Source organism: Enterobacter sp. CM29, assembly GCF_013179605.1.
In the GTDB taxonomy this organism is placed as follows: domain Bacteria; phylum Pseudomonadota; class Gammaproteobacteria; order Enterobacterales; family Enterobacteriaceae; genus Enterobacter; species Enterobacter intestinihominis.
Genome location: NZ_JABMCU010000115.1, coordinates 1 through 14,318 on the forward strand (window position 1 = coordinate 1; position 14,318 = coordinate 14,318).

The 14,318-nt window shown below is 58.2% G+C and carries 14 protein-coding genes; 2 read left to right on the forward strand and 12 right to left on the reverse strand.

Going from position 1 to position 14,318, the window contains the following annotated elements; translation table 11 throughout:
* Positions 1-1,516, reverse strand: a 1,516-nt coding sequence (gene ggt / locus HP459_RS14640) for a gamma-glutamyltransferase (protein WP_171936394.1), incomplete at its 3' end; no start/stop codon positions are given.
* A gap of 122 nt (positions 1,517-1,638) precedes the next feature.
* Between ggt and HP459_RS14645 the strand changes: the two genes are divergently transcribed.
* Positions 1,639-2,010 carry a DUF2756 family protein gene (locus HP459_RS14645; protein WP_023298798.1) on the forward strand — a complete coding sequence of 124 codons (372 nt, stop codon included), beginning with the start codon at positions 1,639-1,641 and terminating at the stop codon, positions 2,008-2,010.
* Here HP459_RS14645 and ugpQ read toward each other — a convergent pair.
* From ugpQ to livK, 10 genes are all read right to left on the reverse strand, one after another.
* Positions 2,000-2,740 carry a glycerophosphodiester phosphodiesterase gene (gene ugpQ, locus HP459_RS14650; RefSeq protein WP_038416862.1) on the reverse strand — a complete coding sequence of 247 codons (741 nt, stop codon included), beginning with the start codon at positions 2,738-2,740 and terminating at the stop codon, positions 2,000-2,002. The two genes, HP459_RS14645 and ugpQ, sit on opposite strands and share 11 nt — an antisense overlap.
* Positions 2,737-3,807 carry a sn-glycerol-3-phosphate import ATP-binding protein UgpC gene (locus tag HP459_RS14655; protein WP_022649656.1) on the reverse strand — a complete coding sequence of 357 codons (1,071 nt, stop codon included), beginning with the start codon at positions 3,805-3,807 and terminating at the stop codon, positions 2,737-2,739. The genes ugpQ and HP459_RS14655 overlap by 4 nt, the downstream gene beginning before the upstream one ends.
* Before the next feature lies 1 nt (position 3,808).
* Positions 3,809-4,654, reverse strand: coding sequence for a sn-glycerol-3-phosphate ABC transporter permease UgpE (ugpE, locus tag HP459_RS14660; protein WP_063841875.1), 846 nt, complete (start codon positions 4,652-4,654; stop codon positions 3,809-3,811).
* Positions 4,651-5,538, reverse strand: a complete 888-nt coding sequence (gene ugpA, locus HP459_RS14665) for a sn-glycerol-3-phosphate ABC transporter permease UgpA (protein ID WP_003861551.1) — start codon at positions 5,536-5,538, stop codon at positions 4,651-4,653. Before ugpA ends, ugpE begins: the two co-directional genes overlap by 4 nt.
* Positions 5,539-5,667: 129 nt before the next feature.
* Complete coding sequence (ugpB, locus tag HP459_RS14670; protein WP_022649659.1) at positions 5,668-6,984, reverse strand: sn-glycerol-3-phosphate ABC transporter substrate-binding protein UgpB; 1,317 nt, start codon at positions 6,982-6,984, stop codon at positions 5,668-5,670.
* 246 nt (positions 6,985-7,230) lie between these two features.
* Complete coding sequence (gene livF / locus HP459_RS14675; RefSeq protein ID WP_023298801.1) at positions 7,231-7,944, reverse strand: high-affinity branched-chain amino acid ABC transporter ATP-binding protein LivF; 714 nt, start codon at positions 7,942-7,944, stop codon at positions 7,231-7,233.
* Position 7,945: 1 nt separating this feature from the next.
* A complete protein-coding gene (livG, locus tag HP459_RS14680; protein ID WP_022649661.1) occupies positions 7,946-8,713 on the reverse strand; it encodes a high-affinity branched-chain amino acid ABC transporter ATP-binding protein LivG in 768 nt (255 codons plus the stop codon).
* Positions 8,710-9,987: a high-affinity branched-chain amino acid ABC transporter permease LivM gene (locus HP459_RS14685; RefSeq protein ID WP_006812275.1), complete on the reverse strand. Its 1,278-nt coding sequence runs from the start codon at positions 9,985-9,987 to the stop codon at positions 8,710-8,712. Before HP459_RS14685 ends, livG begins: the two co-directional genes overlap by 4 nt.
* A complete protein-coding gene (gene livH / locus HP459_RS14690; RefSeq protein WP_022649662.1) occupies positions 9,984-10,910 on the reverse strand; it encodes a high-affinity branched-chain amino acid ABC transporter permease LivH in 927 nt (308 codons plus the stop codon). The genes HP459_RS14685 and livH overlap by 4 nt, the downstream gene beginning before the upstream one ends.
* 46 nt (positions 10,911-10,956) lie before the next feature.
* A complete protein-coding gene (gene livK, locus HP459_RS14695; protein ID WP_022649663.1) occupies positions 10,957-12,066 on the reverse strand; it encodes a high-affinity branched-chain amino acid ABC transporter substrate-binding protein LivK in 1,110 nt (369 codons plus the stop codon).
* Between the two features lie 424 nt (positions 12,067-12,490).
* Between livK and panM the strand changes: the two genes are divergently transcribed.
* Positions 12,491-12,874: an aspartate 1-decarboxylase autocleavage activator PanM gene (gene panM / locus HP459_RS14700; RefSeq protein WP_022649664.1), complete on the forward strand. Its 384-nt coding sequence runs from the start codon at positions 12,491-12,493 to the stop codon at positions 12,872-12,874.
* Between the two features lie 162 nt (positions 12,875-13,036).
* Here the strand turns inward: panM and livJ are convergent, their stop codons facing one another.
* Positions 13,037-14,137 carry a branched chain amino acid ABC transporter substrate-binding protein LivJ gene (gene livJ / locus HP459_RS14705; protein ID WP_015571474.1) on the reverse strand — a complete coding sequence of 367 codons (1,101 nt, stop codon included), beginning with the start codon at positions 14,135-14,137 and terminating at the stop codon, positions 13,037-13,039.
* Positions 14,138-14,318: the final 181 nt, after the last annotated feature.

Genomic DNA, 14,318 nt, shown 5'->3' on the forward strand with positions numbered 1-14,318 from the left:
CGTTCATCCCAAAGTCGATGCTGTTCACTACCATTTGCAACACGGTGGTGATAATGCGGCTCCCGCCCGGGCTGCCGGTCACCAGCCAGGTTTTGCCGTCTTTCACCACGATGGTGGGCGACATGGACGACAGCGGGCGCTTCTTCGGCCCGACCGCATTTGCATCGCCGCCGACCAGCCCGTAGACGTTCGGCACGCCCGGCTTGGCCGAGAAGTCATCCATCTCGTTGTTCAGCAAAATACCGCTGTTGCCCGCCACAATCCCGGTGCCGAAGGTGGTGTTGAGCGTGTATGTCACCGCCACCGCGTTTCCGTCTTTGTCCACGACCGAGAAGTGGGTGGTCTGGTTACTTTCATACGGCGCCAGCTTGCCCGGGCGGATCTCGCTGGACGGTTTAGCCTTGTTGATGTCGATCTCATCGGCAATCGATTTGGCATAGGCTTTGTTAGTCAGCGCCTGCCACGGCACCTTCACGAAATCCGGATCGCCAAGATATTCCGAGCGGTCCGCGTAGGCGCGCTTTTCCGCCTCCGCCATCACCTGCATGGCATCGGCACTACCGAAGCCGAACTTGTGCATATCGAAGTTTTCCAGAATATTGAGGATCTGCACAATGTGAATGCCCCCGGAGGACGGCGGCGGCATAGAGAAGACCTCGTAGCCGCGATAGGTGCCGCTAATCGGCTCGCGCTCCACCGCCTTATATTCCGCCAGATCCGCTTTGGTGATCAGCCCGCCGTTCTTCTGCATCTCATCGGCAATTTGATCGGCAATCGGCCCCTTATAGAAGGCGTCCGGACCGTTTTCGGCAATCAGTTCGAGACTTTTTGCGAGGTTCTTCTGCACCAGCTTATCGCCCTTTTTCAGCGGCTCGCCGTCTTTCCAGAAGATAGCCTTGCTGTTTTCATGATTGGGAATAACTTCGCTGCCGTAGGTTTTGAGGTCGTCCGCCAGCGCGTCGTTGACGACGAAGCCGTCGCGCGCCAGCCTGATGGCAGGCTGTACCACTTTATTCAGCGGCAGCGTGCCGTATTTTTCCAGCGCCAGCGAGAACCCCGCAACGGTGCCCGGCGTGCCAGAGGCAAGGTGCGAGGTCAGGGATTTTTTACTGTCCGGATTGCCCTGATCGTCGAGGAACATATCGCGGGAGGCCTGATTCGGCGCCATCTCACGGAAGTCGATGGCCGTGGTTTTACCGTCTTTCGTGCGCAGCATCATAAACCCGCCGCCGCCCAGGTTGCCTGCCTGTGGATGCGTTACCGCCAGTGCGTACCCGACCGCGACCGCCGCATCCACCGCGTTACCGCCCTGTTTAAGAATATCGACGCCCACCTGAGTTGCCAGCGCGTCAACCGAGGCCACCATGCCATGCGTCGCCCGCACGGGATGAAAAACATCCTCCTCCACGCCGTAAGAGACCGGAGGAGCGGCGGGCGGGTTGGCCGCCACGGTAAATGTGCCGCCTGCCATCAGCGCAGCGATGGCGACCCAGCGCAAAAAGGTTGGTTTCATCATTATTGTTCTCCAGGTGAAGGGGCCTATATTCCCCGCTTAAGCCTGGTTCACAACTCTTAAAAAATCATCGTTATGCCGGAATCAGGATAAACTTAAGAGAAGCCTCAAAGGAGGAGATAACCATGAAACGATTACCGATCCTGATCGCGCTGCTTCCGTTCGCCGCGCTCGCACAGCCGATAAACACGCTGAACAACCCGAACCAGCAGGGCTATGTCATTCCGAGCCAGCAGCGTATGCAGACGGAGATGATGAGCCAGCAACAGCAGCAGAAAGGGATGCTTAATCAGCAGTTAAAGACGCAGACCCAGGTGCAGCAGCAGCACCTGCAAAACCAGATGAACGCTAATACCCAGCGCGTGCAGCAGGGCCAGATGCGCGAGCAGCCGCTGTCAAACTCAAACGGTGGGATGTTAGGGGGCGGGGTGTCGCAAAGCAGCGGTCAGCAGCATATGCTGCCGACCCAGCAGAACGGCAGTATGCTTAATAAATAAAGTTCGGCCCGATCTGGTCAATCGCATCGGTACAGATGCTGTCCACGCCCCAGCGCAGCAGCTCGGCTGCACGCTGGGGTTTGTTGACGGTGTAGACCAGGATATGCAGACCGGCCTCTTTCAACAGCGTCACGCGCGCTTCATCCAGCAGCTTATGGTTGAGGTGGATCGACACGCAACCTAAGCGGGCAGTCAGCGCGCGCCAGTCTTCTCGCCACTCATCCAGCAGCAGCCCGCGCGGCAGCTCTGGTACGGCCGCCTGTGCCGCTTCCAGCGCGTCGATGTCAAACGACGACAGCAGCGGTACCGTCATCCCTTCCCACAGCTCACGCGCGGCCAGCGCGATGACTTTGCCCGTCAGCGGCCCGGTGCCGGTGGTCGGTTTGATTTCGATGTTAGCCATCATGCCGTGCTGTCGGCAGCGGTCCGCCACTTCCGCCAGCAGCGGCAATGGCTCGCCTTTGAATTCCCCGCTGAACCAGCTTCCGGCGTCCACCTTCAGCAGATCGCGCCACGGCAGTTCGCCCGCCACGCCCCAGCCGTTGCTGGTGCGTTCGAGGTTGTCGTCATGCAGCAGGAAAATTTCGCCGTCCTTCGACAGCTTGGCATCGAACTCGATCATCGTGTGGCCGTAGCGCGCGCCAGCGTCAATTGCCGCCAGGGTGTTTTCCGGCGCCAGTTTACCGCCGCCACGGTGGGCGACAATGTGGGGGTAAGGCCAGTTGCTCATACTCGTTGTCCTGTTTCACCGTCAAATAAGTGCAGGTGATTTTCCGGCATATGCAGCCACAGCGTGCTGCCTGCCTTCGGGCGCTCCTGATGCGGCAGGCGCACCACCAGCTTTTGTTCGCCCCAGCGTCCGTGCGCCAGGTTGTCTGCGCCCAGCATCTCCAGCGTGTCCATCACCAGCGGCACGCCGCCGTCCGCCTGAGACGTCAAACCAATATGCTCCGGGCGGATACCGAGCGTCATCTTACGCCCGGCGTAGCCACGATAGTACCAGTTGATCGGCAACGCCATCCCGCTTTCCAGCTCAAAATGGGTTCCTGCAGCATTGATCCGCCCGTCCAGCAGGTTCATCGCCGGACTGCCGATAAAGCTCGCCACAAAACGGCTGGCCGGTTTTTCGTAGACTTCCACCGGGGTGCCAATCTGCTCGGCGATGCCTTTGTTCATCACCATCACGCGCTGGGCGAGAGTCATGGCCTCTACCTGATCGTGGGTCACGTAGAGGGACGTGGTTTTCAGGCGGCGATGCAGCTGCTGTAGCTCAAGGCGCATCTGCACGCGCAGCTTGGCGTCGAGGTTTGACAGCGGTTCGTCGAACAGAAAGACCGCCGGGTCGCGCACGATGGCGCGCCCCATCGCCACGCGCTGACGCTGGCCGCCGGAAAGCTCACGCGGGCGACGCTTGAGCAGGCCGTCAAGCTCCAGAATGCGCGCGGCTTCTTTCACGCGCTCTTCGATATGGCCTTTGCCCATGCCGCGAATTTTCAGCCCCCAGGCCATGTTCTCTTCCACGCTCATGTGCGGATAGAGGGCGTAGTTCTGGAACACCATCGCGATGCCGCGATCTTTGGGTTCCATCTCGGTAACGCGCTGGCGGTCAATCCAGATATCCCCGGACGTCACGCGTTCCAGCCCCGCCACCATGCGCAGCAGCGTGGATTTCCCACAGCCGGACGGACCGACCATGACGATAAATTCCCCGTCCGCCACGTCGAGCGTCAGCGGCTGAATGACCTGGGTTTTGCCGTCCCAGCTTTTGGTTACTGCCTGTAATTTTAAACCTGCCATCTTATTTCTCACTGTCCACTAAACCACGCACAAACGCACGCTGCATGGCTAAAACGATAACGACCGGGGGGATAAGGGTGAGCAGCATCGCCGCCATTACCTGGTTCCAGAGGGTGGTGCCTTCGCCGGTGGCGATCATGCCTTTGATGCCTGCCACGGCGGTGCCGAGGTTGACGTCCTGAACGATCAGCAGCGGCCACAGGTACTGGTTCCAGCCGTAGATAAAGGTGATCACAAACAGCGCCGCAAGGTTGGTTTTCGACAGCGGCAGCACGATGTCGCGGAAGAAGCGCATCGGCGAGGCGCCGTCAATACGCGCGGCTTCAATCAGCTCATCCGGCAGGGTCATAAAGAACTGGCGGAACAGGAAGGTGGCGGTCGCCGAGGCCATCAGCGGCAGGGTTAAGCCCGCGTAGCTGTCGAGCATCTTCAGGTTGGCGATCACCTCCACTGTCGGGAAGATACGCACCTCTACAGGCAGCATCAGGGTGATGAAAATCATCCAGAAAAACAGGTTACGCAGCGGAAAGCGGAACCAGACGATGGCAAACGCCGAGAGCATCGACACCGTGATTTTGCCGACGGTGATGCCGAACGCCATGATGAAACTGTTGAGCATCATCAGCCAGAACGGCGCGCTGTTGGCCCCCACGCCCTGGGTCCAGATAGTTTTCATGTTCTCGAAAAGATGCCCGCCGGGGACGAGCGTCATCGGCGTGTCGAACACCGCCCTGGTGTCCAGCGTGGCGGCGACGAAGGCCACGTACAGTGGAAACAGGATGACGAGAATGCCCAGAATCAGCAGGGTATGGCTGAAAATCGTCAGCCCGCGACGGTTCTCAATCATTGGTAGCGCACCTTACTTTCGACATAGCGGAACTGCACCACCGTGAGGATGATGACGAGGAACATCAGCACCACGGACTGGGCGGCAGAGGCAGAGAGATCAAGCCCGGCAAAGCCTTCGCGGTAAATTTTATAAATCAGCGTGGTCGTCGCCTGTACCGGACCGCCCGCAGTGGCGGCGTCGATCACCGGGAAGGTGTCGAAGAAGGCGTACACCAGGTTTACCACCAGCAGGAAGAAACTCACCGGGGCGATCAGCGGCAGCGACAGCCGGAAGAAGCGGCGCACTGGCCCTGCGCCGTCAATCGCGGCGGCCTCCACCAGCGAACGCGGGATAGACTGTAGCGCGGCGAAGAAAAACAGGAAGTTATAGCTGATCTGCTTCCACACCGAGGCGAACACCACCAGGAACATGGCCTGACCGCTGTTCTGGGCGTGGTTCCAGTCGTAGCCAAACTCGCCCAGGAAGTGGGTAATCAGCCCGCGCCCCGGGTTAAACAGGAAGATCCACAGCACGGCAGCCACGGCGGGAGCCACAGCGTAAGGCAGCAGCATCAGGGTCTGATACAGACGGCTGCCGCGCACTACGTAATCCACCAGCGCGGCGAAGAACAGCGACGCGACAAGACCGCTGACGGTGACCAGCGCGCTGAATTTGATCGTCGTCCAGAAGGAGTCCAGGTAGTAGCTGTCATGGAACAGCGCGGTAAAGTTGTCCAGCCCGACAAACTGGCTGGAAAGCCCGAACGGATCGACGCTTTGTACCGAGTACCACAGCGCTTCGCCCGCAGGCCAGATAAAGAAGATAACGGTGATGACCAGCTGCGGCGCGACCAGCAGGTACGGCAGCCAGCGGGAACGGAACACCGGACGGGATGATGACATAGGTTAGCTCAAGTAGGTTTTCGCCCCTCACCCCGGCCCTCTCCCCATAGGGGCGAGGGAGAAAAGACGGCTCCGTGCAGTCCCCTCTCCCCTATGGGGAGAGGGTTAGGGTGAGGGGTAAGGTTTTAATTACGATTTCGTCGACTGCTCAAAGCGGCGTAACAGTTGGTTGCCGCGCTCTACCGCTGAATCCAGCGCCTGCTGTGGCGTTTTCTTCCCGGTCCAGACGCTTTCCAGCTCTTCATCAACGATGGTGCGGATCTGCGGCATGTTGCCCAGACGCAGGCCTTTGGTGAACGGCAACGGCGGCTTGTTCAGCATCTGACGCGTCGCGATGTCCGCGCCCGGGTTCTTGCTGTAGAAGCCCTGCTCCCGGGTCAGGTCGTACGCGGCTTTGGTGATCGGCAGGTAGCCGGTCTTCTGGTGCCACTCGGCGGCGTTTTCCGGCTTCGCCAGGAAGTCGAGGAACTCGGCCACGCCTTTGTAGGTGCCGTTGTCTTTACCCTGCATCACCCACAGGCTCGCCCCGCCGATGATGGCGTTCTGCGGCGCGCCTTTTACATCAGCGTCGTACGGCATCATGCCCACGCCGTAGTTGAATTTGGCGTAGTGACGGATGTCCGCCAGCGAACCGGAAGACGCGGTAGTAATGGCGCAGTCACCGTTGTAGAACTTCTCGGTGGATTCGTCTTTGCGCCCGAAATAGCTGAAGTCGCCCTTCTTGTTCAGATCGGCCAGCAGCGCGATGTGCTTCACCTGCTCCGGCTTGTTAAATTCCAGAACCGCGTCGGTGCCATCGAAGCCGTTGTTTTTGGTGGCAACCGGCAGGCCGTGCCAGGCGCTGAAGTTTTCAATCTGGATCCAGCCCTGCCAGCCGCTGGCGTAGCCGCACTTCATCCCCGCCGCTTTCAGCTTCGCGGTGTACTCCGCCAGATCCTGCCAGGTTTTTGGCGGCTGTTCCGGATCTAAACCGGCTTTTTTGAAGGCATCTTTGTTGTAGTACAGCACCGGCGTGGAGCTGTTAAACGGCTGAGACAGCAGGTGGCCGGTTTTGGAATCGGTGTAGTAACCGGAGACGGTCGGCACAAACTGGGATTCGTCAAAGTTGATGCCCGCGTCTTTGAACACTTCATAGACCGGCTTGATGGCTTTGGAGGCCATCATGGTCGCGGTGCCGACTTCATAAACCTGTAACAGGGCTGGCGCATTGCCGGTACGGAAGGCGGCGATGCCCGCGCTCAGGCTCTGCTCGTAGTTGCCTTTGTACACCGGCACAATTTTGTAATCCGGGTGGGTGTCGTTGAAACGTTGCGCCAGGGAGTCAACCTCTTTACCCAACTCCCCTTCCATAGAATGCCAGAACGGAATGGTGGTCACAGCCATTGCGTTCGTCGCAAAAGCCAGACCGATTGCCAGACCCAAAGCTGTGTGTCGTAACGATGTCATTGTCATCTCTCTTATTATGCCGGATGCGCGATATCACGCGTTTTGTGCTCGCGAGGTAACATGACATGCTCGAATGACAGAAAAATAACTGTTTGTTTACAGATAGGTGACAGCCAGGCGTCAGAGGGATGATGGTTGTGTGAAGGGGTTAATATGAAAAAAAGCCGGGTGGCGGCTTCGCCTTACCCGGCCTACATGGTATCCGTAGGCCCGGTAAGCGCAGCGCCACCGGGCGATACAGACGGCTTAGCCGCCCAAATACGCGCTCCGCACCGCTTCGTTCGCCAGAAGCGCATCGCCGGTATCGGAGAGCACCACGCGGCCGTTCTCCAACACGTAGCCACGGTCAGCGAGCTTCAGCGCCTGGTTGGCGTTCTGCTCGACGAGGAAGATGGTCATCCCCTCTTTGCGCAGCTGCTCGATGGTGTCGAAGATCTGCTGGATAATGATCGGCGCAAGACCGAGCGAGGGTTCATCCAGCAGCAGCAGACGCGGCTGGCTCATCAGCGCGCGGCCAATCGCCAGCATCTGTTGCTCCCCGCCGGACATGGTGCCCGCGCGCTGAATTCGCCGCTCCCACAGGCGCGGGAAGAGTTCGTATACCCATTTGATGCGGGTCTGGTATTCATCCCGGTGGGCGAAGAAACCGCCCATCGCCAGGTTCTCTTCGACCGTCATGCGCGAGAACACGCGACGCCCTTCCGGGACGATCGCTACCGCTTCACGCATAATTTTAGCCGTCTGCCAGTCGGTAATATCTTTGCCGTCAAACACAATCCGCCCGCTGGTGGCGCGCGGATCGCCGCACAGGGTGCCGAGCAGCGTGGTTTTCCCCGCGCCGTTGGCGCCAATCAGGGTGACGATTTCGCCCTGATTGATATGCAGGCTGACGTCGTGCAGCGCCTGGATCTTGCCGTAGTGCGCATTGACCTTGTCGAACGTTAACATCGCTTTTTCCATCTTATGCCTCACCAAGGTATGCGCGGATCACGTCCGGGTTGCTGCGGATCTCTTCCGGCGTGCCGTTTGCCAGCGGCGTGCCCTGGTTTACCACGTAGATACGGTCCGAAATGCCCATCACCAGCTTCATGTCATGCTCAATCAGCAGGATGGTGGTGTCGTGATGATCGCGAAGCTCGGCAATCAGCTCGTCCAGCTCTTTGGTCTCTTTCGGGTTGAGGCCCGCCGCCGGTTCGTCGAGCATCAGGATCTCCGGCTGGGTCACCATGCAGCGCACGATCTCAAGGCGACGCTGGTCACCGTAGGCAAGGTTGCTCGCCTGACGGTTGGCGTGCTGGAGCAGGCCGATACGGTCGAGCCAGGTGGCGGCGCGATCGAGCGCCTCCTCCTGCGCGCGGCGGAAGGCCGGGGTTTTCAGCAGGCCGGAGAAGAGGCCGGTTTTGAGCTGTTGATGTTGCGCCACCAGCAGGTTCTCAATCACCGTCATCTCCCGGAACAGACGCACGTGCTGGAAGGTACGCACCACGCCCATGCGGGCAATCTGCTGGCCCGGCAGCCCTTCGAGGTGCTGGTCGCGCAGCATGATGGTGCCACCTGTCGGCTTGTAAAAACCGGTCAGGCAGTTGAATACTGTGGTTTTCCCTGCGCCGTTCGGGCCAATCAGGGAGACAATCTCTTTCTTGTGCAGATCCAGATTCACGTTGTTGACCGCCAGCAGGCCACCAAAACGCATCATCAGACCGTTAACGGATAATAATGGCTGACTCATGCCTGCTCTCCTTTCGCTTCCGCGCTCTTAAGCTTCAGCTGTGGACGCGTCATCGGCAGCAGGCCCTGCGGACGCCAGATCATCATCAGCACCATCAAGCCACCCAGCATCAGCATGCTGTATTCGTTAAAGTCGCGCATCAGCTCGCGCGAGACCACCAGCAGGATGGCCGCGAGGATCACGGCGAACTGGGAACCCATCCCGCCGAGCACCACAATCGCCAGCACGAAGGCCGATTCGGCAAAGGTGAACGATTCCGGGCTGACGAAGCCCTGACGCGCGGCAAACAGCGTTCCGGCGAAACCGGCAAACGCGGCGCTGATGGTAAACGCGGTCAGCTTGATACGGGTCGGATTCAGGCCCAGGGAACGGCAGGCGATCTCATCCTCACGCAGCGCTTCCCATGCGCGGCCCAGCGGCATGCGCAGCAGACGGTTGATCACAAACAGGGTAATCACCACCAGCAGCAGCGCCACCAGGTAGAGCCAGATCACGCGGTCGGACGGGTCGTATTTGATGCCAAAGAAGTTGCTGAAGGTATCCCAGCCGCCTTCGCGGGCGGTACGGCTGAACTCCAGGCCGAAGAAGGTCGGTTTCGGGATCTGGCTGATGCCGTTCGGACCGCCGGTCACTTCGGTATTGTTGAGCAGCAGGATACGGACGATTTCGCCGAAGCCTAAGGTCACAATCGCCAGGTAGTCACCGCGCAGGCGCAGCACCGGGAAGCCGAGCAGGAAGCCCGCCGCGGCAGAGACCAGCCCCGCCAGCGGCAGACAGGTCCAGAAGCCGAGGCCGTAATAGTGGTTCAGCAGCGCGAAGGTGTACGCGCCGATGGCGTAGAAGCCGCCGTAGCCCAGCACCAGCAGGCCAGACAATCCCACCACCACGTTCAGGCCGAGACCGAGGATCACGTAGATCATGGTCAGGGTGGCAATATCCACCGTCCCGCGCGATACCATAAACGGCCACGCCACGGCAGCCACCAGCAGCGCCACAAGGAACAGCTTCTGCTTCACGGTTGTACCGTCGATCGCCGGAAGGACGAATTTCGGCCCGGAGACGTTCTTCAGCGTCTTCTGGAACAGCGGACGCAGCAGCTGGAACAGGAACACCACGCCAGTACCGATAAACACCCACTGCCAGCGGATATCGGGGGCGGTATCCACCACCAGCTTCGTGCCGTCCAGCCCTAACTGGACGCCCATAAAGACGCCCGCCAGGACGAAGAACATGGCGGCAGAAAGCAGCGCCATCGCAAAATGCATCGGTTTCATACTTTCTCTACCTCCGGACGGCCCAGAATACCGGTAGGCATCACCAGCAGAACCAGAATCAGCAGGGCAAACGACACCACATCTTTATATTCGGTGCTCAGGTACGCCGAGGAGAGCGCTTCGGCCACGCCCAAAATCAGGCCGCCAATCATCGCGCCCGGAATGCTGCCGATACCGCCCAATACCGCGGCAGTGAAGGCTTTCATCCCGGCCATAAAGCCGATGTACGGGTTGATTACGCCGTAGAACTGGCCGAGCAACACGCCCGCCACCGCCGCCATCGCTGCACCGATCACGAAGGTCAGGGCAATCACGCGGTCGGTGTTGATCCCGAGCAAGCTCGCCATCTTCAGGTCTTCCGCGCAGGCGCGGCAGGCGCGTCCCATGCGGGAGTAGCGGATGAAAACGGTCAGGGCCAGCATCGCCAGGAAGGTCACAATCCAGATAACCAGCTGCATGGTGGTGACAGAGGCAGAGAAGTTTTCGCTGGCCCCCACAATCCACTGGCCGTTAAACAGGCTTGGCAGCGCCACGTCACGCGAACCTTCTGTCAGGCTGACGTAGTTTTGCAGGAAGATGGACATACCGATGGCGGAGATCAGCGCAATAAGGCGCTTGGAGCTGCGCACCGGCCGGTAGGCCACCCGTTCGATGCTCCAGCCGTAGGCGCTGGCAATCACAATCGCGCCGACAAACCCGGCGGCCACCAGCAACCAGCTGCTGTCGATGCCCATCATCATCAGCGCAGCGATGATCATAAAGGAGACGTAGCTACCGATCATGTACACCTCGCCGTGGGCGAAGTTAATCATGCCGATAATGCCGTAAACCATCGTGTAGCCGATGGCGATCAGCGCGTAGGTGCTTCCCAGCGTGACGCCGTTAAACATCTGCTGCAAAAAGTAGAGAAACTGCTCGGACATATGCAAACCTTTTTATATCCGCCCGGTAAACCGGGCGGTGGGATTATTATTTGGCGACCGAGGACGAACCGTCGGCGTGCCACTTAAAGACACCAAATTCAAATCCCTTCAGATCGCCTTTCTCATCCCAGTTCAGCGGCCCAATCACGGTGTTCGCCCCGTGTGCTTTTAAATCTTTCACCAGATCCAGCGGCTCTTTGCTGCCGGTGCGATCCATGGCCGTGGCCAGCGACTGCACGGCCGCGTAGGTGATCCAGACGTATGGGCCACTCGGATCTTTCTTCTGTGCCTTGAGCGCATCCACGATAGCTTTATTCGCCGGATCCTGGTCATAGCGTTTTGGCATCGTCACCAGCATGCCTTCGGCAGAATCGCCCGCGATGTTCGACAGGGAGGCATTACCGACGCCCTCAGGCCCCATAAACTGGGTTTTCAGACCGGTGGCGCGCGCCTGGCGCAACATCTGCCCCATTTCCGGGTAGTAGCCGCCGTAGTAAACGAAGTCGATATTCTCTTTTTGCAGGCGGGCGATCAGCGCGGAGAAGTCTTTCTCACCGGCGGTAATGCCGTCGAAGAAGACGATATTCGCCCCGCCTTTTTTCAGGCCGTCCTGTACGGAGCGCGCCAGGCCTTCACCGTACTGCTGTTTGTCATGAATGATGGCAATGCGCTGTGGCTTAACGGTTTCGAGGATGTATTTGGCGGCGGTTGGCCCCTGCGAGGAGTCCAGACCGGCGGTACGCATAATGTGCTGGTAACCGCGCTGGGTCAGTTCCGGGTTGGTGGCGCCCGGGGTGATCATCAGGATGCCTTCGTCTTCGTAGATATCAGACGCAGGCTGCGTGGAGGAGGAACACAGGTGCCCGATGACGTACTGGATACCGTCGTTAACGATTTTGTTGGCGACCGCGACGGCCTGTTTTGGATCGCAGGCGTCGTCATACTCTACGCCCACCAGCTTGTCGCCTTTGATGCCGCCTTTAGCATTGATATCTTTGATGGCCTGACGCGCGCCGTTGAACTCCATATCGCCCCACTGGGCAACGGGGCCGGACATCGCACCCACTACCGCAACTTTAATGTCGTCTGCCATAGCGGCATGCGAGATCGACAGTGCGACCATCCCCGCGATTAACGTCTTCGCGTTCCTTTTCATCTCAGAATCCCCATTCGTGAAGTGATGTTTATATTTTGTTTTATTATGGTTAAAAAGCATTCTGTACTTTTAATGAACAACGCTATTTTTACCAGTGCCTTTAATGGTTTAGCGCAGGTTTTTAACAAAAACCAGACTAATATCTCTATTTTTCAGGCGATTAAGCAAAGATAATATTCTGAAATCAGACGGAGATAAACAAATAAAAGCGCAGTTTGCAGCATAAAATAACGGTACAAAGCGCCGAATAAATCACTACCATTCAGGTTAAAATTCTGCTTATTTTTCGATCCATGTGTTTTCAAACTGCCCATCGCGTTGCCAAAAAACTAATCACCTGGTAAATGGGAAGAAAAAGAGAAAGTGCCTGAGCAATTAAATTGAGTACACTGGCCGTACTCTTTTTGATTTGGACAAGCAGCTAATGAAACTGACTATCGTGCGTCTGGTGACCTTTAGCGACCAGGATCATATCGACCTGGGCAAGATCTGGCCGGAATATTCTTCTTCATCGCTGGCCGTCGATGAGAACCACCGCATCTATGCCGCGCGCTTTAACGAGCGCCTGCTGGCCGCCGTCCGCGTAACGCTGAGCGGCACGGAAGGGGCGCTGGACTCCCTGCGCGTGCGCGACGTGACCCGTCGTCGCGGGGTCGGGCAGTATTTGATTGAAGAGGTGATCCGCGAAAACCCGAGCGTGACCTCCTGGTGGATGGCCGACGTGGGCGTGGAGGATCGCGGCGTAATGGCGGCGTTTATGCAGGCGTTAGGGTTTACGGCGCAGGCGAACGGGTGGGAGAAGCGCTAAAAGAAAGCCGGGTGGCGGCTGCGAGGTGCTCATTGTAGGCCCGGTAAGCGAAGCGCCACCGGGCAAAAGAGGGCTGAGCGGCCTGATGCCCTCACCCCGGCCCTCTCCCACGGGGAGAGGGAGAAAACATTAAAAAAGGCAACTTGCGTTGCCTTTTTACGTTTATTTTGCGTCTGTCGCCGTGCCGTTGGCATGCCAGTCAAACACGCCGAACTCGAAGCCCTTCAGGTCGCCCTTCTCATCCCAGGACAGCGGCCCCATCACGGTTTCCACCGAGTTCGCTTTCAGCCAGGTGGCAATCTCCGCCGGATCGGCTGACTGGTTCAGGCCCGCTTGCAGAGACTGCAACGCTGCGTAAGTGGTCCAGACGAACGCACCGCTTGGATCCTGTTTCTTCGCCTTGATGGCATCTACAACAGGTTTGTTCGCAGGCACCTGGTCGTAGTTTTTCGGTTTGGTCACCAGCAGCCCTTCAGCAGACTCACCCGCGATGTTAGACAGGGAAACGTTCGCCACGCCTTCTGGCCCCATGAACTGTGTCTTCAGACCCGCCGCACGCGCCTGACGCAGGATCTGCCCCATTTCCGGGTGGTAGCCGCCGTAATAAACGAAGTCGATATTCTCTTTCTTCAGACGCGCTACCAGAGTCGAGAAGTCTTTCTCACCGGCGGTGATACCGTCAAAGAACACCACGTTGGCGTTCGCTTTTTTCAGGTTATCCTGCACCGCACGGGCCAGGCCTTCGCCGTACTGCTGTTTGTCATGAACAATCGCGATGCGCTGCGGCTTCACTTTTTCCACGATGTATTTCGCGGCGGTTGGCCCCTGATCCGAGTCCAGACCGGTGGTACGCAGGATCAGCTTATAGCCGCGCGCGGTCAGCTCTGGTGCCGTCGCAGCCGGCGTGATCATCAGAATGCCTTCGTCTTCGTAGATGTCAGACGCGGGCTGGGTGGAAGAGGAGCACAGGTGACCGATAACGTATTTGATCCCGTCATTTACCACTTTGTTCGCCACCGCGACCGCCTGTTTCGGGTCACAGGCATCGTCATATTTTACGATTTGCAGCTTTTCGCCCTTGATGCCGCCCTTAGCATTAATGTCTGCAACCGCCTGTTCCGCGCCCGTAAATTCCTGGTCGCCGTACTGTGCTACCGGACCGGACATCGCGCCCACCACGGCCACTTTAATATCGGCCTGCGCCATAGTGCTGAATGCCAACGCGATACATCCTGCCAGTAACGCTTTACCCTTCATGTTCATCCTGAGATTCCCCATTATTATGGTTATAACGATTGTTGTGATGTTGTTGTGTAGCGCTTTATTTCAATTATAGGCGTGCTGTTCGCGCTTTTTCAGCATACTCTGCTAAAACATACCCCATTTTTATGATTTTGGAATAGCTAATTTGAAATGAAAATATGATAAGCCCGACTGTCATTTG